At 32.0% G+C, this 24,605-nt stretch carries 20 protein-coding genes and 1 other RNA gene; 8 read left to right on the top strand and 13 right to left on the bottom strand.

The features are described 5' to 3' along the window. Positions 1-89 precede the first annotated feature (89 nt). The gene (gene ytxJ / locus QZZ51_RS00105; protein WP_291864151.1) at positions 90-485 is read left to right on the top strand and encodes a bacillithiol system redox-active protein YtxJ; all 396 of its coding nucleotides are present in this window, start codon (positions 90-92) and stop codon (positions 483-485) included. Positions 486-511: 26 nt separating this feature from the next. Here ytxJ and QZZ51_RS00100 read toward each other — a convergent pair whose 3' ends face one another. Next, positions 512-1,699 (bottom strand): hypothetical protein, encoded by a 1,188-nt coding sequence (locus QZZ51_RS00100; RefSeq protein ID WP_291864148.1) that lies wholly within the window; start codon positions 1,697-1,699, stop codon positions 512-514. Between the two features lie 300 nt (positions 1,700-1,999). On the opposite strand from QZZ51_RS00100, the gene glyA reads away from it, so the two are divergent. Further along, complete coding sequence (glyA, locus tag QZZ51_RS00095) at positions 2,000-3,274, top strand: serine hydroxymethyltransferase (protein WP_291864145.1); 1,275 nt, start codon at positions 2,000-2,002, stop codon at positions 3,272-3,274. Between the two features lie 176 nt (positions 3,275-3,450). Here glyA and QZZ51_RS00090 read toward each other — a convergent pair whose 3' ends face one another. The 8 genes from QZZ51_RS00090 to QZZ51_RS00055 all read right to left on the bottom strand — a co-directional run bounded on the left by QZZ51_RS00090 (position 3,451) and on the right by QZZ51_RS00055 (position 11,399). Further along, positions 3,451-4,098 carry a hypothetical protein gene (locus QZZ51_RS00090; protein ID WP_291864142.1) on the bottom strand — a complete coding sequence of 216 codons (648 nt, stop codon included), beginning with the start codon at positions 4,096-4,098 and terminating at the stop codon, positions 3,451-3,453. Between the two features lie 165 nt (positions 4,099-4,263). Beyond that, entirely contained in the window at positions 4,264-4,935 is a 672-nt protein-coding gene (locus QZZ51_RS00085) for a histidine kinase (RefSeq protein WP_291864139.1), read from the bottom strand. 55 nt (positions 4,936-4,990) lie between these two features. Further along, positions 4,991-7,060, bottom strand: a complete 2,070-nt coding sequence (locus QZZ51_RS00080; RefSeq protein WP_291864136.1) for an ATP-binding protein — start codon at positions 7,058-7,060, stop codon at positions 4,991-4,993. 64 nt (positions 7,061-7,124) lie between these two features. Further along, on the bottom strand, positions 7,125-7,280 hold the full coding sequence (locus tag QZZ51_RS00075) for a hypothetical protein (RefSeq protein ID WP_291864133.1): 156 nt from the start codon (positions 7,278-7,280) through the stop codon (positions 7,125-7,127). 285 nt (positions 7,281-7,565) lie between these two features. Continuing rightward, positions 7,566-8,297, bottom strand: coding sequence for a response regulator transcription factor (locus QZZ51_RS00070; RefSeq protein ID WP_291864131.1), 732 nt, complete (start codon positions 8,295-8,297; stop codon positions 7,566-7,568). 132 nt (positions 8,298-8,429) lie between these two features. Next, on the bottom strand, positions 8,430-9,932 hold the full coding sequence (locus QZZ51_RS00065) for a hypothetical protein (RefSeq protein ID WP_291864128.1): 1,503 nt from the start codon (positions 9,930-9,932) through the stop codon (positions 8,430-8,432). Positions 9,933-9,943: 11 nt separating this feature from the next. After that, a complete protein-coding gene (locus tag QZZ51_RS00060) occupies positions 9,944-10,351 on the bottom strand; it encodes a thioesterase family protein (protein ID WP_291864125.1) in 408 nt (135 codons plus the stop codon). A 4-nt stretch (positions 10,352-10,355) separates the two neighbouring features. Next, positions 10,356-11,399, bottom strand: coding sequence for a glutaminyl-peptide cyclotransferase (locus QZZ51_RS00055; protein WP_291864122.1), 1,044 nt, complete (start codon positions 11,397-11,399; stop codon positions 10,356-10,358). A gap of 152 nt (positions 11,400-11,551) precedes the next feature. On the opposite strand from QZZ51_RS00055, the gene ffs reads away from it, so the two are divergent. Together ffs and QZZ51_RS00045 are read left to right on the top strand one after the other, a co-directional pair. Further along, positions 11,552-11,650, top strand: an RNA gene (gene ffs / locus QZZ51_RS00050) — signal recognition particle sRNA small type. Positions 11,651-11,728: 78 nt separating this feature from the next. Further along, a complete protein-coding gene (locus tag QZZ51_RS00045) occupies positions 11,729-12,538 on the top strand; it encodes an SDR family oxidoreductase (RefSeq protein ID WP_291864119.1) in 810 nt (269 codons plus the stop codon). Here QZZ51_RS00045 and QZZ51_RS00040 read toward each other — a convergent pair. Further along, positions 12,535-13,920: a redoxin domain-containing protein gene (locus QZZ51_RS00040; RefSeq protein ID WP_291864114.1), complete on the bottom strand. Its 1,386-nt coding sequence runs from the start codon at positions 13,918-13,920 to the stop codon at positions 12,535-12,537. The genes QZZ51_RS00045 and QZZ51_RS00040 overlap by 4 nt on opposite strands. A 176-nt stretch (positions 13,921-14,096) precedes the next feature. On the opposite strand from QZZ51_RS00040, the gene QZZ51_RS00035 reads away from it, so the two are divergent. The 3 genes from QZZ51_RS00035 (at position 14,097) to QZZ51_RS00025 (ending at position 17,650) form a co-directional block, all read left to right on the top strand. Further along, positions 14,097-15,719 (top strand): ATP-binding cassette domain-containing protein, encoded by a 1,623-nt coding sequence (locus tag QZZ51_RS00035; protein ID WP_291864111.1) that lies wholly within the window; start codon positions 14,097-14,099, stop codon positions 15,717-15,719. Positions 15,720-15,752: 33 nt separating this feature from the next. Further along, the gene (locus tag QZZ51_RS00030) at positions 15,753-16,832 is read left to right on the top strand and encodes a hypothetical protein (protein ID WP_291864108.1); all 1,080 of its coding nucleotides are present in this window, start codon (positions 15,753-15,755) and stop codon (positions 16,830-16,832) included. 260 nt (positions 16,833-17,092) lie between these two features. Then, positions 17,093-17,650 (top strand): fasciclin domain-containing protein, encoded by a 558-nt coding sequence (locus QZZ51_RS00025; RefSeq protein ID WP_291864106.1) that lies wholly within the window; start codon positions 17,093-17,095, stop codon positions 17,648-17,650. 3 nt (positions 17,651-17,653) lie between these two features. Here QZZ51_RS00025 and pheT read toward each other — a convergent pair whose 3' ends face one another. The 3 genes from pheT to QZZ51_RS00010 all read right to left on the bottom strand — a co-directional run bounded on the left by pheT (position 17,654) and on the right by QZZ51_RS00010 (position 23,146). After that, positions 17,654-20,080: a phenylalanine--tRNA ligase subunit beta gene (pheT, locus tag QZZ51_RS00020; protein WP_291864104.1), complete on the bottom strand. Its 2,427-nt coding sequence runs from the start codon at positions 20,078-20,080 to the stop codon at positions 17,654-17,656. Positions 20,081-20,852: 772 nt separating this feature from the next. Next, a complete protein-coding gene (gene leuB / locus QZZ51_RS00015; protein WP_291864101.1) occupies positions 20,853-21,974 on the bottom strand; it encodes a 3-isopropylmalate dehydrogenase in 1,122 nt (373 codons plus the stop codon). After that, positions 21,974-23,146: a 2-isopropylmalate synthase gene (locus tag QZZ51_RS00010; protein WP_291864099.1), complete on the bottom strand. Its 1,173-nt coding sequence runs from the start codon at positions 23,144-23,146 to the stop codon at positions 21,974-21,976. Before QZZ51_RS00010 ends, leuB begins: the two co-directional genes overlap by 1 nt. A gap of 146 nt (positions 23,147-23,292) precedes the next feature. Here QZZ51_RS00010 and QZZ51_RS00005 point away from each other — a divergent pair. Next, a partial coding sequence (locus QZZ51_RS00005) for a hypothetical protein (RefSeq protein ID WP_291864096.1) occupies positions 23,293-24,605 on the top strand: 1,313 nt, incomplete at its 3' end.

Genomic DNA, 24,605 nt, shown 5'->3' with positions numbered 1-24,605 from the left:
CAAAATGTCTTGATACAGGAATAAAAAAAGGACATTTAGTCAGTTTGTATGCAAAATGAGGGTTATTCGACTTATAATAAAAGAGGTATATGGGAATTTTTGATGGTTTATTTGGAAAGAGTAATAATGATGAGAAAAAAGAGAAAAAAGTAATTCCATGGATACCTTTAAGTTCTTTGGATCAATTAAATGAGATTGCTGAAAAGTCTAAAAATAAGACGCAGGTTATTTTTAAGCATTCTACAACTTGTGGTATTAGTAGAATGGTTATGAATATATTTCAAGAAACATACGTATTAGACAAAGAACAAGCAGATTTGTATTATTTAGACCTGCATAGTTTTAGATCCGTTTCTAATGAGGTAGGAATTAAATTCCAAGTAATGCACCAATCGCCACAGTTACTTGTTATAAAGGGAGGAGAGGCTATTGCGCATTCTTCCCATGGAGGAATAAATGATATTCTTTTAGAGGAGTATATATAAAATAAAAGCCCCAATTGGGGCTTTTATTAATTAAAATTTTGTTGTTGTAGTATATATTTTAATTTAGCTTTTAAGTCTTCGCCAGTATCATAAACCATTTGCTCGTTTGTAGGAAAAGGTACAGCGCCAAGTTTTAATAAAGGAGTTAAATCATTGTCTAAAGCTCTTTTATCACCATGGTAATTAGCATAAATATGTTCGAACACAAATTCACTAGTTAAAGGGTATTGATCAATTTGCTGTTTTTTAATATTGTCGGTAAAGCTTACTAAGCCAGTAACTTGTGTGCTTTTAAATTGAGTAAACTGATAATAATTGCATCTTACAGTTTTAAATTTATCCACTTTTATCATATTCCCTAAGCTATCTTTTACAACATTGCCATCGCTATTAGTAAGATATTCATAACCATCTTTTATCTGTTTTTCTTTTATTATTTGCTTTTCGTTTATTTGCTCAGGTGAAATAGCTATATCTTCAAAAGAAACATCTAAATTATAATCATAAATTACATTTGGTAACGGATTGGTGTGGTATTCTGTCCATAATTTATTTAGGCCATATGTGCTAAGATTTAACATTTCAGCTTCTAATTTTTCTGGAATTATTATGTTAGTATTATTGCTCATAGCGACACTAACATAATTAATGCCTTTGGCAAGAGCTTCTTCCATTTTTGTTTTTGTATCTAAAAAACCAGGATTAATTTTACTTAAATAAGTAAAATCATTGTAAGATTTTCTGTAGTCAAATTTATTGCTAGCGTTTTTTAATAGATTATTGGCATTCGTATATAAGTAGTTAGATAATTCTTGTTTGGTATTAATTATCTTTTGGTCGTAATCTACCAATTGAAATTTGGCCTCTCTTCCTTCTTCATAAATCTGTAATGGTAGTAAAGGTTTTATTTGTTCTTGCACCAATTTTAATCGGTAATAACCATTGTATACGGATTCTAAATTTGCGGGGTTGCCATCTTTTTTGTAAAAAGCAATTCTGTCCATTTCTCGTTCTGTGTTTTTTGCGAACACTTCTTCTAATAAGAGAATGTAGGGCTGATTACTCTTTTTTGTTTTATTACTAGATAAATTAACAATAGAGGTATTAATTGCTTGGGTGTAATTACCAGTATTAATTGCTTCTTGCGTTTTCTTTACTCCGCTACACCCAGTTAGTAAAGTTATCGCTAATCCGAAAAGTAGAAATTTTTTCATAATAAATAATTTACATATTCTAGAGGTTAAATTCAACAGCCGTGCCAAATATGGTAATTGGTATAACGAAAAACGTTTAAGTATAGTGTAATACAGACAACATACCTTTTCGTGATATTCTAAATGGTATTTAGGAACCACTAGGTGCAGTAATTAAAAGTAATAATTTATGGTTGTAAATAGACTTTTTTATTTGTTGATTGAATTTTAATAAATTCTGTTTCAAAAGTAGTATTTAAGATGTATTTATACATTCCCAATTCGTATTTTTACGCATCTAATATAATTGAAAAATAAGATATGCAACGCGACAACCTAATTTTTGACTTAATAGAAGAAGAAAAAGAACGCCAAATTAACGGTGTAGAGTTAATTGCTTCTGAAAATTTTACCAGCCCACAAGTAATGGAGGCAGCTGGTTCTGTACTTACAAATAAATATGCTGAAGGGTATCCAGGAAAAAGATATTATGGCGGATGTGAAGTTGTAGATAAAATAGAACAACTTGCTATCGATAGAGCTAAAGAATTATTCGGAGCAGAGTATGCAAATGTGCAACCACATTCTGGTTCTCAAGCGAATGCTTCTGTTTATCATGCTTGTTTAAAGCCAGGGGATACTATTTTAGGTTTTGATCTTTCTCATGGAGGGCATTTAACACATGGTTCTCCGGTAAATTTTTCTGGACGTTTATATAACCCAGTATTTTACGGAGTAGACAAAGAAACTGGAAGGCTAGATTATGATGCTATACAAGAAATAGCAACTAAAGAAAAGCCAAAAATGATTATTGCTGGTGCTTCTGCTTATTCTAGAGATATAGATTTTAAGAAGTTTAGAGAAATAGCGGATAGTGTTGATGCATTGTTGTTAGCTGATATTAGTCACCCAGCGGGTTTAATTGCTAAAGGAATTTTAAATGATCCAATTCCTCATTGTCATATAGTAACAACTACTACGCATAAAACTTTGCGTGGACCAAGAGGAGGGTTAATACTTATGGGTGAAGATTTTGATAATCCATTTGGAATTACTTTAAAAAGCGGAAAATTAAGAAAAATGTCGACCTTATTAAATTTGGCTGTTTTTCCAGGAAATCAAGGTGGACCTTTAGAGCACATTATTGCAGCTAAAGCAATTGCTTTTGGAGAAGCTTTATCTGATGAGTACTTACACTACATGGTTCAAGTAAAGAAAAATGCAGAGGCTATGGCAAAAGCATTTGTTGCAAAAGATTATCATATCATTTCTGGAGGAACAGATAACCACATGATGTTAATTGATCTAAGAAATAAAAATATTTCTGGCAAGGAAGCTGAGAATGCTCTTGTATTAGCTGATATTACTGCTAATAAGAATATGGTGCCTTTTGATGATAAATCGCCTTTTGTAACTTCTGGTGTTCGTTTTGGTACAGCAGCAATTACTACAAGAGGTTTGGTAGAAAAAGATATGGCTACTATAGTAGACTTTATTGATGCAGTAATTTCTAACCCAGAAGACGAGACGGTACTTTCTTCTGTTAAGATGAAAGTAAATGCTTTGATGAAAGGTAGGGAGTTATTTAACGTATAAACAGAATAATTTTATTTAAAATAATAGCCAATTTGAAAAAATATATTCAAATTGGCTTTTTTTATTTTACTCGATAATCGAGCATTTGAATGCTCCGAGGCTTGCCTCTAAATTTTAAGGTTGTTTTCCTACGAATGCCTCGTGAGCTTGCCCCGAGGTAGTTTACTAGTTATTTTCTATACGTCTGCCATACAAAGATGTAGTTCTGCAGGTAAATAAGCGGAATTTTTTACATCATAAATAGTTGCATCATCTTCAGACTCAAAATAAATACCCCAATACTCTGTATAACTTTTTGCAGTAGTAGGAACAGTGTTATTTAGGTTATAATCGAATTCTTCCTCCTCTGATATAGGAATGTAAATTTCATATGGTTTTTGAGAAAGACCTTTGGTAAAATAGATGTAGTGGCTACTTATTTCCCTTAAAATACCCTCTAATTGTTCCGAGATATTAAGGTTATTAGTTCTTTTAATAATTATAGATGTGTCTTTTAAGAATATCGAAAACTCGTCAATACGTACATCTATATTATTATCATTTTTTAAAGATTGCAGTGCTTTGGGCAGAGGGGCATCGATATTTTTTAAATTTCCCCATGTTCCTAAGTTGGCATGGTTTAAAACTTCAAAAAGAGTAAGGTTGCAATCTAACTGAATAGCTAAATCAACCGCACATTCTGTGTATGTGCAATTCTGAACGGTTACTTCAGCAAAAAAATATTTTTCTATATTTCTTATAAAAGAATATATAGAGTCGTTTTGAAGGGTCTGGGGGAACCTCCAAGCATCACTGTTTTGAGAGTTGTCTTTGTATACTGACATATGCTTGATTGTAATTAATATTACTATACAAACAAATATATATTTTAAGCTTCATTTTGGAACATACGTAAACCTCGGAAAAAAAGAGGTTTGTCCTTTATTTACAAATTTAAATGTTAATCTTCTGTAATTTAGTAGTTTATAAATGTTGTTTTTTTGTGTTTTTTAAAGAAAGCCTCTCCTTCTTGCTTCCTCAATAAGGGCTAGGTCATTACCGTTATCTATGCCAAAAAGAGTTTTTAATTGGCGTTTCCTGGATTCTACGGTTGTTATAGCGGCAGAAATTAATGGAGCAATGTCTTTTGTTCGCACACCTACAGATAGGTTGAATAGTATTTTTTTGTCCACATCATCAATTACGATGTCATTGGCCATTTTTCGTCTAACAGCAGATAATGCTCCAGCGGTATAATACGGAGGGTTAGAAACAACGGTTTCTACCATGGCAATTAGAGATTGTTCATCAATTTCAGATTTAACCATATATCCATCTGGGTCTACAGTTTTAAAAACGCTATTAATTTTATAGCTATCGCTAAATGAGGACATGAAAACAACTTTGGAATTAGGAGATACTTCTCTAGCTAATTTACCTAAATCTTCTCCACTGCGCTCATCATGGGCGTGGGTAGGGAAAAGTTGAATGTCTAATAAAATAATATCATAATGTATCGTGGAGCGTCCGGAAGATTCTATTTTAGATTTACCTAGTTCAAACCCTCTGGCTACATCTACCTTAACTTCAAAGTTAGGAAATTCAGTGCCCTCTAGTATATATTTATATCCCAAAGGGGTCATTTCGTGATCATCAATAGCTAAAATTCGGATTGTTTCCATTTAGTAAGTATATTTATTTAGGGGAATTTTGTTAAACAGTAATTTTATTTTCTTTCTATTCAGGTACTTTTGAAAAAGGAATATTAAAGAAAAATGAGGTGCCACGACCAGGCGCGGTATCTACAGTAAAGTGACCATTAAGTTTTTCCATTCTCGATTTAATATTTCGTAATCCAATTCCTTTTTTCTCTTTATTAAGGACATAACCTTGTCCATCATCGCCAACAGTAACTTCAAAATTCGATTTATGAATTTCAAAATTCACGTAAATTTTGGAGCAATTTGCATGTTTTATAGAGTTGTGTACACATTCTTGTATCATTCTATATACATTAATCTTTATGTCTCCTGATAACGTATCCCAATCCATTGTATTGTCAAAATTAAAATCTTGTTCAATTTTTGCGTTTTTAGCAAGGGACTCTAATAGTTCTGTTATAGAATTAATAAAGTTAGGAATTTTCTGATAAGCAGAGTGACTTAATTCGTGAGAAATTGCTCTTACCTCGCCTTCTGCATCTTTTAGAGCTACTATTGCTTTTGCTTTTTCTGCGATAGCCTCTGGGTCGGCTTTTTTGTTTAATCCAGTAAGTACCATTCTAGCACCTAGCATTTTACCTAGTACGCCATCATGTAGTTCTTCGGATATTCTTTTTTGCTCTTGTCTTTTGGCTTCTTCTACTTTTTGTTTTTGAGCAAGCATTAAATTAAATACTTCTTGGTTATTAGTTTGCTGCTGCTGCGCGAACTTAAGTTTTTGGTTTTTAGCTCGTTGTGTAACAATTATATAGATAGAAATAATCAAAAGAATAAGACCAATTGCAATACCAGTCCAGAGTTGTTTTTGTCTTTCTAATAATAGATTTTCAGCAATAAATTCATCTGTCTCGAAACGGATACGAGCAAATTTATTACGTATTTTACGTTCTTCTTTTTGTAATCTGTCAGCTAATTGTATATGCTCTAGGCGATAATCTGCAGCTTTTGTTGGGTTGGTTAATGCTAATAATTCTAGAGCTTCTAATATGCGTTTGTTAGCGGTGCTTAATTCTGCATTTTTTTTAGCTAATAAAGCTTCTTTATGCGCTTTTGCAGTGTCCTTTTTAGTTAAATAATATTCTCCTAAGCTATAGTGGCTACCAGCTATTTTTGCTGTATTACCGAGGTTTTTTCTAATTTTCAATGCTTTTTTTAACTGAGCTTCTACATTGTCTAAGATATTTAGCTTGTAATTAGCATAGGCTAAGTTGTTTAATGCAGTTGCGTATAGAGTAGGGTTTTTTATACTAAAACTATCTATTTCTGTTAATTGTTTAAAATATGGTATAGCTTTAGCATATTGTTTATTACTCTTGTAAACTACCCCAATATTATTTAGTATGCTATAATTAGGGCTTTGTTTTTTAGGTTTCTTATTGTCGTATTTAAAGGCTTCTTCATAATAGCCTATAGATTTTTCTTGCTCTCCTAAATTATTAGCAATGACCCCCATAGTGGAATAACAGCTAGATAGTTCATTGTATTTTTTTAACGGTTTTATTAATTCTATTGCTTTTGTACAGTTTATTTCGGCTCCTGTATTATCATTTATGCTCTGTTGTATCCAGGACATTCTATTATACATTCTACCAGCTAAGTAATTATTCTTTTTAGCGCTAAAAATCTTTTGAGCTTTGTGGTAGTAAAAAAAAGCGCTGTCGTTTACTTTTTTATTACTTAAATAACCCCCCAAATCCCAATACGAATTAGCAAGGGTTGTGGAGTCTTTACTTATTTTAGCAAGTGCAATGGTTTCTTTATTGGTTTTTCTAAACAGTAAAGTGTCTTTTAGCTGGTAATAGGTGTAGGATATTGTGGAAAGCGTTTTAGTGGCATTCGAATCTTTGGGTTGTTTCTTGTTGAGGATGTATGCTTTTTCTAAAAAAATTAAGCGTTCTTTTTTCGGTAGGTTTTTGTTTTCTGCGTTGGCAACCCAAGTGCTAATACTATCTTGTTGAGCTGTTTTTTTTATTTTTTTTTGTTCGCTTCCTTTGTTATTGGTGCAGGCACAAAAGAATACAGAAAGGGCTATAAAGCAAATGTATTGCGGAAATTTATTTTTGGATATTATGGTGTGTGCCTTCATTAAAATAAAGGTATAAAAAAAGCCTTAAACTAAAAATTTAAGGCTTTTTAAATGTGTATATATTTTAGGCATTGCCTCTACCAGTATGTCCTGGGTCGCAATCATCACATGCTACTGCATTTGCAAGATCTGACCAATCTGAATCTCCTGTGTTAACTGCTGTTGCGAACATACCTAATGTAAATAATGCTACTGCTACAATACTTGCTACTTTTTTCATTTTCTAAATTGTTTTCGGGTTATATTTCTATTGTAAATTTAGAGAAGAGAGGGTAGGAAAGGTCTATATGTAAAAACATACTAGTATTTGGTAGCTATCTGTGAGTATTTGTCTTAGTTCTACGAGTATTTAAAGAAAAGCAGTAGTGTAAGGTCTTTTTTTGTGTAGAGAAAAACACATTGAAGGTGTGTATAGATAACGCATAATCAGTGCGTTGCGTATTTGTAGTTTGCGAATATATTATAGAAAGTATAAAGGAAAAAAGAAAAGGAGGAGAAATATCTTTTAGTTAAGCGAAGAAATGGTTTTGCTAGATAGTACTTTTTTTAATTGGTCTACGTTTATCTTGTAAGATTTAGAGAAAGGTAGTTGTACTTTTACTAGGCGTAAAGCACAAATAGATTTACCATAATTTATTCTAGATACGTAATTGGTGTTTACAATGTAGCTTTGGTGAATACGAACAAAATTAGGAGGTAATTGACTTTCAAATGTTTTAAGTGTTTTATAGGCATTATTAATCGTGCCATCTTTCATGTGAAAATCAGTAGCATTATTATCTGCTCTTAAATAAAGTATGTTGTTTGTGTTTAAATATTGAAAATCACTATAAGATTTTAAACATAATGTTTGTGGTACTTCTTGTTTTGGAAGTTTCTTTTTTAATTTAAGGAGCGACTTTAATATCTCATATTCGTTATAAGGTTGTAGCCAGTAATCAAAGAAATCATTTTTAATAGCATTGTAAGCAAAATTTTTATTTTTTGCTATTCCTATAAATATGGGTAATTTTTCTAAATACTGGTGTAACTCTGTAATCATACTAAAATACTCTTCGGAGTTTTCGTTTAGGTTAATAATAACAACCTCTGGCAAAAACTTAAGAATACTATGTAGTCCTTCTTTTTTGTTTTTTGAAATATTAATGCACGTAAAATCACCATAGTCTTCCATGTAATGCTGTAATTGCAAATTGGAAGTTGCATTGGAATCTATTATGGTGTATTTATAGTGCAAATGGATTTTGTTTAGATGCAAATTAGGTAATGCTAATAAGAATTGACCCAACCAAAACCTTATAAAAAAAAAGGTTATTTCTCTAAATTAAGAAAAATCAGAAAAAAAGAAAGAAAAAACCTACAAAAATAATTATTTATTTTTAATGAACTCAAAAGCTCCAATATCTGGGAGAGGTAATCTGTTGGTTCCTTTTAAGTCTAAAGGGGCTAGAGAATACTTCTCTAGATTGCCTTTGTCAATGGCGAAAGAAGTGTTTTTGATAGTAAAATTGTTCTTGTTGGGGTTTATAAAACCAATATCTTCATTGGTGTAGGTATTAGCGTAATATTCTTCGTTAGAGAAATCTAAAAGTGGATTTCCTTCGTTTGTTACACTAGTGGTAATTATACAATTTGTAAATAAAATTTGAAATTGTGCGTCTTTATTAAGTTCAAAATTTAATTCATCATTTTTATTGCCATCAATAATACAATTACTGAATTCAGAAGAAATTAAATCATTTTTATTATCTATTTTAAGTGCATAGCCTTCTCTAAAACCATGAGTCCAATAGTTCGCAATAGTTGCGTGTATAAAGGAGTATTCTCCTCCTAAATTACAGAACAGGCTAGTATTCCCCGCGCCACCAAGGACTATATTTGTTGCATTTATTTTAGCAGTTTTACCCCATAAATTAATATTATTGCTGTTGTATATTTGGCTGTTATTTATTTGTAATCTATTATCTGGGTTTTCTACATCACCTTCTATATATATACCATTAGTGGCATTCTTTATGGTAGCGTAATTAATTAGATTATTAATGCTTCCTTTGTTTAATCGTATAGAACTCCATTGTCCAGGAATATTGGTGAATTCTGGTTCTAGGCGGTCTCCTTCAAAAATAACTTCTCCCTCTTGTAGTTTTTCGTCTAGGCTTAAAACCCCATTAACCTTTATGGAGGCTTTTTCCTGAACAACAAGGCCTGAGTTTTTGTGAAAATGTATTCTGGATCCTGCATCTATTATGAGTTCATTGTCGCTAGGAACAGATGCATAGCCGTATATTACATAAGGCTTTTTATTTGTAAAATGTAATTTCTCACCTTTTAAGGTAGTTCCATTGGTAAGAATTTCTTTTCCAGAGTCATTAAAACCTATAAATATTTGTTCTTTAGTGTTATTACCTAAAGTAGTTGGGTAAATAAAAACGGCATCCTTAATTAGGGTAACCAAGGAGACTTGTTGTAGGTCTATACCAGAATCAAACAAAATAACATCTGTATATAGTATGGAATTTTGCTGCGTCGTTATACTCTGTGTTACTTCAATAAAAATAAAGAGACTGTCTTTCGCAAAAAGAGGGATATTATGGAAAGATTTTCCGGCGACACCATCTACATTTAAACGATATCCGCTATTTTCTCCATTTTCCAAAGAAATATTTGGTATTACCACATCATCTCTAGTTTTATTATATACTTTGAGTGAGTAAGTGCTGCTACTTATACTGCTGAAAATAGTGTCTAAATACACAGTGTCTTTAGAGAAAGATAAATTTCCAGAACTAGGGGCGTACTCAAAATTTTTTCGGCAAGAAGAACCAAAAATAATAAGAAATACTATTGGGATTAAGTATAGATAGGCCCGCATTCTAAAATTTATTAAGCAGTATTGCTATTAGGTTTTATAAAGACGTTTTTTAGGTCTTCTGAAATTCGCATAGGTTTTTGAGTTTTGGCATTTAATAAACACCACTCGGTACTGGAACGTAATAAAAGCGAATTTGTTTTGGCGTTAAACATTTCTACAACTCGCACAGAAATAGCACCTTTACTTTCTTTTATAAAAGTTTTAATCAATATAGAGTCTCCTAATTGTGCAGGTTTTTTATAGGTAATATAATGTGTTAGTACTACCCAGATGGTGTTTTCTTGTAATTTTTTTGGGGCTCTAGCTTTCCAATGTTCTTTAGATATATCTTGTATCCATTGTACATAACGTACATTGTTTACATGTTTTAGTTCGTCTAAGTCATTAGCGACAACGGTTATTTTTTTTTCAAAAGGCATGCGTTTACTTTTTAAGTATTTTTACCTCAAAAAGTTTATCCCAGTTTTTTCCGGTAACAAAAAAAGTTTTACGAGTAGGGTGGTATGCAATTCCGTTTAGCACATCAATAGCATCATGTTTAGTAACTTTATTTTTTAGACCACTAAAGTTAATAACCCCTTCTATAGCCCCACTAGTAGCATCTATAATCATTATACTTGGTTTTTGGTATACATTTGCATAGATTTTTCCGTCTACATATTCTAGTTCATTAGCTTTGTTAAATACCGATTTATTAGATACTGTTTCAATATATTCTTGTTCTATTAAAGTGTCTGGGTTTAAAAACCATATTTTTTCTGTGCCATCACTTTTAAACAATTTTTTTCCGTCATTGCAAAGTCCCCATCCTTCTTTACTATCGCCATACTGAAAGTTTCCAGTTTTTTTAAAGGAATTTAAATCGTAAATAAAACCGGTTTTACTTTGCCAAGTAAGTTGGTACAGTTTATCATTTAATATGGTGATACCTTCTCCAAAATAAGTTTTGTCTAAATCAATTTGTTGCAGAATTTTTCCTGTTTTATAATCTACCTTGCGTAAAGAAGATTGTCCTCTTCTACCTGTACTTTCATAAAGTGTGTCTTTATAAAATTCTAAACCTTGTGTGTATGCTTTAATATCGTGCGGGTATTCTTTGATAATTTCATAGGTGTAAATTTCTGGAGATTTAGAAGAAAGTATGGTTATTTTTTTTTCTATTTCAGCGGTTGTATCCTCATACGAAATTTTAGCTTTTATACTTTTGTTACCAAGTGTAGATGTGTTAAGTTTTATTTTATTGTCGGTTACATTTAGGGCTTTTCCATCTAAGGAATAGGTAACGTTATTAATATTTTTTTCTTTTTTATTTATTAATGTTATGGTTACAATTTCATTTTGAGTGAATTTTTTTTGGTTTCCCTCTAGTCCAATTTCAAATAAAGAACTAGCAGCAGGGTTACTGCCTCCACAGCTGAATAAAAGGATTAATAAAGAAAATGAGATAAATAACTTAATGATATTCATAGGGTTACATTTTAAAGAAAAAAGCGTTACGTTTTTTAATTAGCTTCGTCTTAATAGAAAACTTAGAGAGTAAATATATTGGAGCAAGTTAATTCATAAAAATTAGAAACTAAAAGGATTGTGAAAGTTTTAAAAGGTTGTATATTTGCATCTGGCAAGTCCTACACGACCAGCTCCCTTTGAATCCCCCAGGGTGGGAACGCAGCAAGGGTATTAGGTTGTAGCGGTGCGATGTAGGTAGCTTGCCTTTTTTATACCCGATAGTTTCTTCTCTTTTATTAAACTTCCTTTATTAAAATCCTTTAATTTATTTGTTTCTTTGCAATTGTATGGAAAGGAAAATAGTATTAATTACAGGCGGCTCTTCTGGGATAGGAAAGTCTATAGGAACGTATTTATCTAAAAAAGGATATGTAGTTTATGGTACCACAAGAAATGTAGATAAATATCCAGATTTTAACCCATTCTCATTATTGCAAATGGATGTAAGAAGTGTAGAGAGTATTTCTATAGCTTTTAAGGAGTTAATATTGAAAGAGGGTAGGGTAGATGTATTGATTAATAATGCAGGGGTAGGCATTACGGGCCCCATAGAAGAAACGCCAAATGAAGAGATTTTAAATGTGTTTGATACCAATTTTAATGGTCCAATAAATGTGATAAAGGGTGTATTGCCCCTTATGAGAAAACAAAATATAGGTCTTATTATTAATATAACTTCTATTGCTGGTTATATGGGGTTGCCGTATAGGGGTATTTATTCCGCTACTAAAGGAGCTCTAGGTATAGTAACAGAATCTTTACGTATGGAGACTAAAGATTTTGGAATTAAAATAACTACTTTGGCTCCTGGGGATTTTGCAACGAATATAGCTGCAGGGCGTTACCATTCTCCTGTAATTAAAGATTCAGCATATGAAAAACCTTACGGGAAAACATTAAAGGCTATTGACGATGATGTAGATGGAGGGGAAGACCCTATTATGGTGGCAAAAATGGTGCTAAAAATAATAAATACCAGTAATCCTAAAGTTCATTATAAGGTGGGTTCTTTTTTACAGAAATTTTCTATTGTATTAAAAAAAATTTTACCGAGTAAAATGTATGAAAAAATGCTTCTAAACCATTCTAAAATTTAAAGTCTTCCATAGATATTAGAGAAGGCGTCTACAATTATTTTATTATCTGTTATGATGCATTTATTTAATGGGTAGACAATTAAATTTTTTGATAGCTCATCAAAACTACTGGCTCTGTATTGATTGTTAGTGTCTAGGTTGTTACGGTTAATTATAGTTTTCCAATTATCTTCTTTAGTTTTAAAGTTTATTCCTACAATGGTATATCCTTTTTTTCTTGCTTTTAATTGGGAAACTCTTTTAAAGATGCTTTTGTAGTGTTTTTTGTTGGTCTCTGACCAAAAGTAAAAAATTACTTTTTTTCCTTTTGTAATATCTTGTAAGACAACAGAGTCGCCATATGCACTCGTTACGATGATATTTGGAATTTTATTTCCAGGTTGTATATTTTTAATACCTGTATAAAGGTCATCAATCTCTTTTATGTGTCTATTGCTTCCAGATAATTTATGAAATTCTTTTATAAAGGTTTCATTGTTCTTAGAGGAGTCGTTAGTTTTTAAAAGATAATCAAAGGCAACGTTTCGGAATAAGTTGTCTTTTAGTTCCTTTTCTATAACAAGACTGTCTATTAATTTTAATTTGTGTTTGTTAAAATGGAGTTTGTTTTTTACTTCATTATTTTTAATAATACATTTGTGAGAACATGTCATATAAGACAGGTTTCCAAAATGAGACCGCATAAAATCATAATAAGGTCTTAAGTAATTTAACTGGCGGTTATTAAAATTAATATTCTTTCTATAGTTGTAGAAATCATCAGGAAGTTGGGCTATCTTTTTATCTTTATTGTATTTTCTATGATCAAAAGGATAGCGTTCTTTATAATTGTAATAGGTGTAATTGATACTGGCGACAGCAATATTATAGGCTTCGTCAGATAAATTACCCTCCATTTTAATGGTTTTTAATTCTCCCAATCTTTTTTCTCTAAGGGAGTTTATTTTATTTCTAAAATCGTCTGGCTCTAGGGAGTTGTAGCTTCTACGAACAAGTAATTCTTCCTTTTCATTACCTAGAAATAAATCTAGTAGAAAGTTGTTAATGCTTTCCCCTTTGCCTGAAAATATAAGAGATTCATCAAAATCTACAGTATTTAAGCGAATCATTAAACTGTCTCCAGGCTCTAGATAAACATATTGGTGTTCGGGAGCATGGTTAAAGCTATATAGGCCATGTGGGATAGAATCGAATGTAAAAGAAAATCGATTGTTAGTATCAAGCAAAGCAGAATCTACTACTTTTTCACCTTTGTGTAATACGACATACTTACTTGTAGGGTTAACGATTTCACCTGCAAAAAAAACGCTTGGGGAACCTTTCTCTACTGTACTACAGCTTACTAATAATAAAAGAAAACAAAGAAGTAAAATTCTATTCATGGGCAAATAGTTACTGTGTAACATTCAAAAATAAGGAACACTGGGGGTCTACGCTGTTAATAGCGAGTTAAAAAAAAGAGAAACAACGTTAATGTATTATTTAATATGCAATATAAGAATATTGGTTTTAGGGGATAAAATTCTCTATTTTTGCACGAAATTTAAAAGAAAGAATTATGTTATCGGTATCTAATTTATCTGTGCAGTTTGGGAAAAGAGTGTTGTTTGATGAAGTGAATGTATCATTTACGCAAGGAAACTGTTACGGAGTAATAGGAGCCAATGGCGCAGGGAAATCTACTTTTCTTAAAATTCTTGCGGGGCAAATAGACCCTACATCTGGTCATGTGCATTTAGAGCCAGGTAAGCGTATGTCTATCTTAGAGCAAGACCATAATGCATCGGATGAGTATACTGTTTTAGAATCTGTGGTAATGGGTAATAAGCCTTTGTTTAAGATTAAAAAGGAAATAGATGCTCTTTATGCCGATTATACAGATGAAAACGCAGATAGAATAGGAGAGTTACAAGTACAATTCGAGGAAATGAATGGTTGGAATGCAGATAGTAGTGCAGCAGCATTATTATCTAATTTAGGTATTAAAGCAGATTTACATTTGACTTTAATGGCAGAAATAGATCCAAAATTAAAAGTGAGAGTGTTGTTGGCTCAGGCCTTGTTTGGTTCTCCAGATGTATTGATAATGGATGAGCCAACCAATGACTTGGATTTTGAAACCATAAATTGGTTAGAAAACTTTTTAGCGGATTATGAAAATACAGTAATAGTAGTTTCTCATGATAGACACTTTTTAGATACGGTTTGTACGCATATTGGTGATATTGATTTTGGTAAAATGAATCTATATTCTGGAAACTATACGTTTTGGTATGAAAGTAGTCAACTAGCGGCAAGACAGAGAGCACAACAAAATAAAAAGTCTGAAGAGAAAGCAAAAGAATTGCAAGAGTTTATTATGCGATTTAGCGCGAATGTGGCTAAAAGTAAACAGGCAACTTCTAGAAAAAAAATGTTATCTAAGTTAAAAGTAGAAGACATTAAACCATCTAGTAGAAGATATCCAGCAATTATATTTGAAAGAGAGAGAGAAGCAGGAGATCAAATCTTAAATATATCTGGTTTAACAGCCACATCAGAAGATGGAGATTTACTTTTTAAAGATGTAAATATAAACTTGGCAAAAGGGGATAAAGTGGCCTTCTTTTCTAAAGATTCTAGAGCTACAAGTGCTTTTTATGAAATTATAAATGGCAATAGAAAAGCAGATGCGGGTGAGTTTCAGTGGGGAGTAACCACGAACCAATCGTATTTACCAGCAGATAATGCTTCTTTCTTTAATCAAAACGTAAGTTTAGTAGATTGGTTACGCCAATGGGCAAAAACAGAAGAAGAGAGAGAAGAAGTGTTTATTAGAGGTTTCTTAGGAAAAATGCTTTTTAGTGGAGAAGAAGCTTTAAAAAAATGTACTGTTCTCTCTGGAGGAGAAAAAGTGCGGTGTATGTTAAGTAGAATGATGATGTTACGTGCAAATGTTATTATGTTAGACGAACCTACGAATCATTTAGACTTAGAGAGTATAACGGCATTTAATAATTCTTTAAAGAATTTTAAGGGTACAGTTCTTTTTACAACACATGACCATGAATTTGCGCAAACAGTCGCAAATAGGGTTATTGAATTAACTCCAAAAGGCAACATTGACCGTTATTTAACGTTTGATGAATATATGTCTGATAAAGCTATAAAAGAGCAACGTCTTAAAATGTACGTGAAGTAAAACTCACTTTATTAGATCCCAAATTTTATTCTTATGAAGACCTATAGTTATGTATGGGTGGTTTTTGCATTGGTAATAATAGGATGCACAAAATCCACTAGCGAACAAGAACTTAAAAAAGAAATTAGTAGTGTTGCTGTCGATTATTCGGTGTTATTGCACAAGGAAAACAAGATTGAGGTACAACATTTAAATGCGGATTACTACGGAGTAACTTTTAATAATGATAATAGTACTTTTTCTACTATTCCAGAACCAGTAATTGATTTCTCGGAAGGGAGTATCCAAACTTTTTATAGGCAAACGGCTGATTGTAAAGGAGAAATTATTTCCTATGATTTTAAAGGAGGAGAAGAGAAAAGGCTAGATGTTTTTACAGATTTATTAGACTGTAGTATAAATGTTATAGCCATTGCTCGTCATGATTCTTATTTCTATGTAGCGTATCAGATAGGAACAACTACTTTGCAAAAAAAATATGTATTGCGTAAAATAGATAGTTCTTCTTCTGAATTTAGCTTTGTAGAATTAGAACTGACCCAGAAACCTTTGCAAATGGTATTTTCTAATAACAGGTTATTTGTTTTAACTCTAGATGCCGAGATTACTAACGAAAATAATCTTCTAATTTTTAGTAATGATAGTTTTAGTATTATAGATAATCAGAGCTTAGGATATAGTGTTAAAAATATTTTTAAGCGGCAAGATGGTAATATAATCATTAGTTATGAGGAGTTACATTCTGTATTAAATGCGTCTACTCTAGTATTACAATATGTTAGATACGAGGAGAGTACAGCTCCTGAATTTCATAATTCAAACCAATATAATTTTGATAGTCAAGGAAATCTATATTACAATAAGTTTGCGGATGAAGCTATTATAACTAGTATACCAGCAATTTATAATATGGAAAGCAATTTGACTACGTTATATTTTTATGAAAATTTTTTAAGGACAGAGCAAATAAATGTAGAGTATAAAATTAAAGAAACTACCGTTGTTGCTTTTGATGATAAAAATGGGTTTATGTTAATAGGGTATAGAAAAATAGGTTCTAATGAGCTAGGGTCTATTGCGTGTAAAACCAGCTCCAGATGGTGCGTTTATTGATAATATAGATTTAAATGGAGTGCCTTATAATATCTTCGTTAAATAGTTTATTTCTATCTAAATTATTTGTATTGATTAATCCATAGTTTTAATAGGGTTTTGTTTTAGTACAATAAATATGTTAATATTTTGTTAATACGAATACGGAGGAGTGTTTTGGTTTCTTATAATTAGAACAATATTGTATATTAACGGAGAATTTATACTGTTCGTCGAGAACGATAAATATTAACCCCCGTTACCTATAACCTATGAATCGCATGGCGTACCCCTTGTCAGCACTTTTGCTGTTGTTTTCAGCTATTAGTGTGGCACAGACTGTTTCTTCTTCTAAAGAAAATGAGCCCTCTTTTAAAATGAATCCAGAATTCTCTATTAGCACAAATACAGGTATTTCAGAAAATCATACTACTTTGATGGCTGTGATAAAAATGGCAGATTTAGAAGATGTTCTTAGCTCAGATGGCCCATTTACAGTTTTTGCTCCTTCGAATGTTGCTTTTGATAATTTATCCGAATTTAATCTCGGCAGTTTTTTAAAACCAGATAATAAAAAAGAGGTGTATTCTTTATTAACGCATCATATTGTTGCTGGTAATATTAGTGCTTCTAATATATTAAGGCAAATGTGTCAAGGGAATGGTACAGCTTCTTTTACCACGGTTTTAGGAGATGAGTTAATAGCTACAATGGATGGTACAGATATTGTCCTAACCGATCAATTTGGGAATACAGCTAAAATTACAAATGCAGACGCCAACCAATGTAATGGGGTTATCCATGAGATTGATAGCGTCTTTGTTCCAAAGAAGATATAATTTCTATCTTAGTTCGGCAGCTAAATCATTTTCAAATCTATATTTTAATTTGCTCATGATTTTGTCAATCTGTTTATCTGTTAGTGTACTGTTGTTGTCTTGAAGGGTAAAACTGACTGCATAAGATTTTTTTCCGGAAGCTAATTTTTTCCCAGTATAGACATCAAAAAGGCTTACTTTTTTAAGTATTTTTTTCTCTGTCTGTAATGCAATATCATATATTTCTTTAAAGGTAATATGGTCATCTAACAGTAGTGCAAAATCCCTTTTAACTTCAGGGTATTTAGGTATATCTTTAAATACGATGTTATTTTTGCTTGCTAGTTCTAAAATTAAATCCCAATTAAAATGAGCAAACATTGTATCTTGTTTTACATCTATTTTTTTACAAATGGATGGTTTTATTATACCAAAATCTACAATATTTTTACCTTTTATCTCGTATGATAAACCTTCGGAATAATCCGTATTATTTACAGGAATACTTTTTGTGTTTTGTATACCTAAGCGCTCTAGTACAAATTCTACTATAGATTTGGTGTAGAAGAAATCAGATTTTTTTGGGTCTTCGTTCCAATTTGGGCTATTTCTGTTTCCGCTAATTAGTATACTTAAATATTTAGACTCTTTTCTATTTGTGTTCTCTATGCGATAGGTTTTTCCAAATTCAAATAACTGAAGATTAGATTTCTTTCTATTGATATTATAAGCAGCTACCTCTAGCGAAGAAAACAAAGAAGATTGTCTCATGACAGATAAATCCGCGCTTAACGGGTTTAGTATAGTAACAGAATTTTCTTGTTTTAAATGCTCTGAAAGCAAAGTGTATTCTGGTGAAGTAAGGCTGTTTGTCATAATTTCATAAAAACCTTTAGAGGCAAGGGCATTGCCAATAGTGTTTTGTACTTTATGATCATCAAATTTACTTGTAGCAGCAATAGAAGCGTTTAATTTTTGCGTAAAATCTATATTATTGTATCCGTAAACTCGTAAAATTTCTTCTATAACATCTACAGGTCTTTGTACATCTACTCTGTATGTTGGAACTTCGAGACCTAAGCCTGCTTCGGTTACACTTTTTACTTTTATATCTAAGGAGGTTAAAATAGATTTTATGGTATCTCTTGGTATTTCTTGTCCAATAAGACGGTGTATTTTATCAAAAGGAACAAAAACTTCAAAAGATTTAGCCTTATTCGGGTATAAATCAATAATATCAGAAGTAATTTCTCCTCCAGCAATTTCATTAATTAATAGAACAGCTCTTTTTAAGCTATACTCTACATTTTCAATATCTATACCACGTTCAAACCTAAAAGAAGCATCGGTATTTAATCCGTGTCTTTTTGCAGTTTTTCTAACAGAAACAGCATTAAAATAGGCGCTTTCTAAAAAGATAGAGGTAGTATTTTCTGAAACTCCAGAATGCAAGCCTCCAAATACACCAGCAATACAGATTGGCTTTTCTGCATCACAAATCATTAAATCCTCTTCATGTAATTCTCTTTCTATGCCATCTAGCGTAGTAAACTTAGTTCCTTTAGGTAATGTTTTTACAACTATTTTATTGCCTTTTATTTTAGCAGCATCAAAAGCATGTAGTGGTTGTCCTAATTCGTGCAATACATAATTGGTTGCATCTACAAGATTGTTTTTTGGAGTTATACCAATAGCGTTTAATCTATTTTGTAACCAATCTGGAGATGGTTGTACTATTAGGTTACTTAGTGTTACTCCTGCATATCTAGGAGCTAATTCGTTGTTCTCTACCGATACATCGAATTTAAGAGATCTGGTATTTACATTAAAATTGGTTACAGGAGGTGTAATTAATTCTATTTCAACTTCTTTTTGCTTAAGTCCGGCTTTTAAATCTCTTGCCACACCAAAATGGCTCATGGCATCCGCTCTATTTGGCGTGAGGCCAATTTCAAAAACTTCATCGTTTTCTATTTCAAAAATTTCGGAGCATAAGGTTCCTGGAGTTAAGTTTTCTGCTAAAACCATAATACCATCATGGCTTTCTCCAATTCCTAGTTCATCTTCGGCGCAAATCATTCCATGACTTTCTTCCCCTCTGATTTTTCCTTTTTTTATAGTCCAACCTTCTCCTTCTTTTGTATAAAGAGTTGTTCCGATTGTTGCTACAGGAACTTTTTGTCCTGCTGCTACATTAGGGGCGCCACAAACAATTTGTAGAGGAGATTCTCCTCCTATGTCTACAAGGGTTATCTTAAGTTTATCTGCATTGCTGTGTTTTTCACAGGATAACACATGGCCTACAATAACACCGTTTAAACCGCCTTTTACAGATTCAAAAGGAACAACGCCTTCTACCTCTAGACCAAGGTCTGTTAAGAGTTCCGCTGTTTTCTGGGAATCCCAATCGATGTTTATAAACTGTTTAAGCCAGTTAAAAGAAATTTTCATTAGTTGGATTTAAAGCCTGTAAAGATAAAACAATGCGTTAAGACATTCAATAATGAATACGTTGAATTCTTTGTTTTTTATTTTAATTAAATAATTACTCTTTGTATTTAAATAGAATATCCATTAAAATAGAGGATGCGGCTTTGGTTAATATAATATTGAGTTGTGTTTTTTCTTGTAAAAAAGAAAATTTTGTAAACTTTAAAAAAGGTGTTGTTTGGTAAGTATCATGGTAATGAGAAGGGGTAAATTATCTTTTAATTTCAAAGTGATGTCTTGTAAAAAAAAATGAAGTAGTCTTCAATGTTCATAACGCGGAAGAGGTTATTACGGTAGATGAAATTGAATTTATAAAAGATTATGAGTTTATTAATGGCCTGTTTTTGGTGGGTTTATTGCAAGGGTGTTTATGAATACGATTATTACACTTCCGTTTGTTAAAAAAAAGTGTAGATAGAGTTGTTCTGTCCCATATTAGTATGCTAAGCTTTTTCGTTTTTAATGGAGCTCCTGCTTTTTTATTATGGAAACCATTTTAAACAACCGCTTATTGCAAAAGGACGGAATATTTTGAGTTACCAGATGCAAATAGTGTAACCTTATTAAAGGAAGGTTATGATTCATTTAACTTTTCTTTTTCAGGTAAAAAGAGAAAAATGGCAGTCGTTGCCCTAATTTTTGAATATGTAAAAGAGAGGAAGAAGATGAGCACCTTTCTTTTAAGAAAAGAATTTAATTATTTTGAGGAGAAACTAATTGGAAAAAATGGGGTTTAAATTATGGTGGATTTTCCTAACCCAATATTTTCATCATTTATTTTTAAGTCATCATCAGAATCATCCGAGATGTTATTAGCAATAAAATCTCCGACATAGTCTGTACCGTATTTACTGCTTCCTAATACATCTGGAGTAACTATTTTCTTAGCAAAAGATTTAAGCACAGCAGTTATTACTGCGTTGGCTTCTTCTTGTAAGTCAAAATGTTGTAATAGCATGGCTACACTTAAAATCGATGCAACTGGGTTTGCTATATTTTTACCTTTAGCTTGTGGGTACGAACCATGGATAGGCTCAAACATAGCATGGCCAATACCAACAGAAGAGGAGGGGAGTAAACCAATAGAACCAGAAATAGCACTCCCTTGGTCAGACAATATATCTCCAAACATGTTATCGGTTAGAATAACATCAAACTGATTAGGGTTTAGTATCATCTGTACTGCTGCATGATCCATAAACATACAATTAAGGCTTACTTCTGGATAGCTGCTCGCAATATTCATAACCACTCTACGCCATAATCTAGAGGTCTCTAAAACATTGGCTTTGTCTACTAGGGTGAGTTTTTTTCTTCGGCTTTTAGCTGCTTTAAAAGCTAAGTGTGTAATTCTACTTATTTCTTTTTCAGTATACTCACAAGCATCCATAGCGAAAGTACCATCATCACTAACTTCTTTTTTTCCAAAATAAATTCCACCAGTAAGTTCTCTGTAAATTACTAAGTCGGTATCTAAAATATTGGCTTTATTTAAAGGGGATAATTTTGCTAATGCAGGGAAAACTTTTACGGGTCTAATATTGGCAAACAAGTCTAGCTCTTTGCGTAACTGAAACAATCCTTGTTCTGGCCAAACTTTAGCTTTAGGGTTTTGGTCATATTCAAGAGAGCCAATTGCACCAAATAAAATGGCATCTGAATTTTTACATATTTTTAGTGTTTTTTCAGGTAGTGGCTTGCCTGTCTTTTTCATGGCAATAGCACCTATGTCTGCCTTAGTAATAGAAAAAGTGTGTCCAAAATTATGTTCTATTGCCTGTAGGCATTTTACGGATTGGGCTAGTACTTCAGGGCCAATACCGTCACCACCTAAAAGAGCAATATTTAAATACATTAACTTAGGGCTTTAATATTAATACCACTTGTTTCAATAATCTCATGAATATCGTTATCTACAATTTCTTTTCTAGTATCTGCATACTTTAAGAATTCTTCATATACGGTATCTAACTGAACTTTTGTTAATTCGTATCCAACAATTTTAGCTCTATACGCTAATGCGGCACGACCACTTCTTGCTGTAAGTATAATAGATGATTCATTGACACCAACATCTGCAGGGTCAATAATCTCGTAAGTTTCTCTGTTTTTAATGACGCCATCTTGGTGTATACCAGAACTGTGAGCAAAAGCATTTGCTCCAACAATTGCTTTGTTAGGTTGTACCATCATTCCCATTTTTTGAGCAACCATTAAACTAGTATCGTTTAATAATTTACTATTGATTCCGGTATCTAGTCCTAATGTTGGGTGTTGTCTTAAAATCATAACAACTTCCTCTAGGGCTGTATTTCCTGCGCGTTCGCCAATACCATTTATAGTACACTCAATTTGTCTTGCTCCATTAACAACGCCAGCAATAGAATTTGCCGTTGCTAAACCTAAATCATTATGGCAGTGGCAAGAAAGTATTGCTTTATGAATACTAGTAACATTCTCTTTTAGGTATTTTATTTTTGCACCATATTCTTCCGGAAGACAATATCCTGTTGTATCAGGAATATTTAGTACCGTAGCCCCTGCTTTTATAACTGCTTCGCAAACACGTGCTAAAAACTCATTGTCTGTTCGTCCTGCATCTTCTGCATAAAACTCAACATCTTCTACAAAGGATTTAGCATGTTTAACAGCACTAACAGCACGTTCAATTATAGCATCTTTGTTAGAATCGAATTTAAATTTTATATGAGATGCTGATGTTCCTATACCTGTATGTATTCTAGGTCTTTTTGCATACTTTAGAGCTTCTGCTGCAACTTCAATATCATTTTTTACTGCACGGGTTAAACCACAAACAGTAACATTTTTCATTAACTTAGAAATCTCTGTGACAGATTTAAAATCTCCAGGACTAGATACGGGGAACCCAGCTTCAATAATATCCACACCTAAAAGTTCTAACCTTTCTGCAATTACTAATTTCTGTTCCGTATCCAATTTGCATCCCGGAACTTGTTCTCCATCTCTTAGTGTGGTGTCAAAAATTTGTACTTTATCTTTGCTCATTATATTTGCGTAGTTTTAACTGGTCGTAACGAATATATGACAATAGAAGGAAAGAACTAAATATAGAATGAATATTTACAATGTTAATATAGTTTTTTGTTCTTTTAAATGATTGATATACAAATATATAAACTATTTTTTTTACGATGACAAATGTACATAAAGATGCTTTGTTCGTTTTAGTGAAATCCCTATCTAAGTCAGAGAAGCGACAATTTAAATTGTATGTTGGGCGATTAGGGGTGAATTCTGATGCTAAATTCTTAGCATTATTCAACTTATTAGACAAGATTAAGGTATATAAAGAGAAAATTATTCTGGATAGCGGAATAGTTAAAAAAGAACAATTATCTAATCTTAAAGCGCACCTTTACAAACAAATTTTGGTGAGCTTAAGATTAAATCCTGTAAACCAAAATATACGTGTTCAGATTAGGGAGCAGTTAGATTTTGCGACTATTCTGTATCAAAAAGGACTATATAAGCAAAGTCTTAAAATATTAGATAAAGTAAAGGCTACTGCTATAGATAATGAGGAGAAGAATATTGCCTATGAGATTGTAGAATTAGAAAAAATAATAGAAACTCAATATATTACGCGTAGTATTCCTGATAGGGCAAATGAACTGGCAATACAAGCAAAAGAATTGTCTGGCCAGAATGTAATTACTAGTAAACTTTCTAATCTATCTATGCAGTTGTATAGTATGATGCTTAAGGTTGGTTACGTTAAAAGTGATGAAAGCCACCAAATGGTGGAGGAGTATTTTGAAAAACACCTACCTAAATATAAAATAGAAGATTTAGGCTTTAGAGAGAAACTATGGCTCTATAAGGCTCACTTATGGCACAGTTTTTTAATGCAAGATTTTCTTTCTTGCTATAAATATGCTAATAAATGGGTAGGCTTATTTTATGAGCAAAAAGAAATGATTTATTTAAACCCTGTATTTTTCTTGAAAGGGAATCATTATTTATTAGAATCGTTGTTTTATGTAAAATATAGCTCACAATTTAAGCAAACATTAGAAAAATTAGAATCTATAGTAGAGTCTAAGGCTTTTCCAAAGAATGATAACATTAACTCTCTGGTTTTTTTATATCTAAATGCCAACCGATTGAGTCTTCACTTTTTAGAAGGAACTTTTGAGAAAGGGTTGTATTTGGTGAAAATTGTAGAATACGGAATTAATAAACACAAGGACCGTATAGATGTGCATCATGTAATGGTGTTATACTATAAAATTGCATGCTTGTATTTTGGAATAGGGGATAATAAATCTTGTATTCAATATTTAAAAAAAATTATTGAAAATAAAAATTTAAAAATGCGTGAAGACTTAATGTGTTTTGCACGTGTATTAAGTTTAGTTGCTCATTATGAGGCTGGTATGGATTATCATTTAGAGGTGCAATTAAAGAGCACTTATAAGTTTTTATTGAAAATGAATGATATGCA

This window comes from Maribacter sp. (assembly GCF_016744255.1).
GTDB lineage: Bacteria > Bacteroidota > Bacteroidia > Flavobacteriales > Flavobacteriaceae > Maribacter_B.
This window is presented reverse-complemented; position numbering and strand designations above follow the sequence as displayed.

Coding starts and splice junctions, on each gene's coding strand:
- ytxJ (WP_291864151.1), top strand. CDS start 90: ATGGGAATTTTTGATGGTTTATTTGGAAAGAGTAATAATGATGAGAAA.
- QZZ51_RS00100 (WP_291864148.1), bottom strand. CDS start 1,699: ATGAAAAAATTTCTACTTTTCGGATTAGCGATAACTTTACTAACTGGG.
- glyA (WP_291864145.1), top strand. CDS start 2,000: ATGCAACGCGACAACCTAATTTTTGACTTAATAGAAGAAGAAAAAGAA.
- QZZ51_RS00090 (WP_291864142.1), bottom strand. CDS start 4,098: ATGTCAGTATACAAAGACAACTCTCAAAACAGTGATGCTTGGAGGTTC.
- QZZ51_RS00085 (WP_291864139.1), bottom strand. CDS start 4,935: ATGGAAACAATCCGAATTTTAGCTATTGATGATCACGAAATGACCCCT.
- QZZ51_RS00080 (WP_291864136.1), bottom strand. CDS start 7,060: ATGAAGGCACACACCATAATATCCAAAAATAAATTTCCGCAATACATT.
- QZZ51_RS00075 (WP_291864133.1), bottom strand. CDS start 7,280: ATGAAAAAAGTAGCAAGTATTGTAGCAGTAGCATTATTTACATTAGGT.
- QZZ51_RS00065 (WP_291864128.1), bottom strand. CDS start 9,932: ATGCGGGCCTATCTATACTTAATCCCAATAGTATTTCTTATTATTTTT.
- QZZ51_RS00060 (WP_291864125.1), bottom strand. CDS start 10,351: ATGCCTTTTGAAAAAAAAATAACCGTTGTCGCTAATGACTTAGACGAA.
- QZZ51_RS00055 (WP_291864122.1), bottom strand. CDS start 11,399: ATGAATATCATTAAGTTATTTATCTCATTTTCTTTATTAATCCTTTTA.
- QZZ51_RS00045 (WP_291864119.1), top strand. CDS start 11,729: ATGGAAAGGAAAATAGTATTAATTACAGGCGGCTCTTCTGGGATAGGA.
- QZZ51_RS00040 (WP_291864114.1), bottom strand. CDS start 13,920: ATGAATAGAATTTTACTTCTTTGTTTTCTTTTATTATTAGTAAGCTGT.
- QZZ51_RS00035 (WP_291864111.1), top strand. CDS start 14,097: ATGTTATCGGTATCTAATTTATCTGTGCAGTTTGGGAAAAGAGTGTTG.
- QZZ51_RS00030 (WP_291864108.1), top strand. CDS start 15,753: ATGAAGACCTATAGTTATGTATGGGTGGTTTTTGCATTGGTAATAATA.
- QZZ51_RS00025 (WP_291864106.1), top strand. CDS start 17,093: ATGGCGTACCCCTTGTCAGCACTTTTGCTGTTGTTTTCAGCTATTAGT.
- pheT (WP_291864104.1), bottom strand. CDS start 20,080: ATGAAAATTTCTTTTAACTGGCTTAAACAGTTTATAAACATCGATTGG.
- leuB (WP_291864101.1), bottom strand. CDS start 21,974: ATGTATTTAAATATTGCTCTTTTAGGTGGTGACGGTATTGGCCCTGAA.
- QZZ51_RS00010 (WP_291864099.1), bottom strand. CDS start 23,146: ATGAGCAAAGATAAAGTACAAATTTTTGACACCACACTAAGAGATGGA.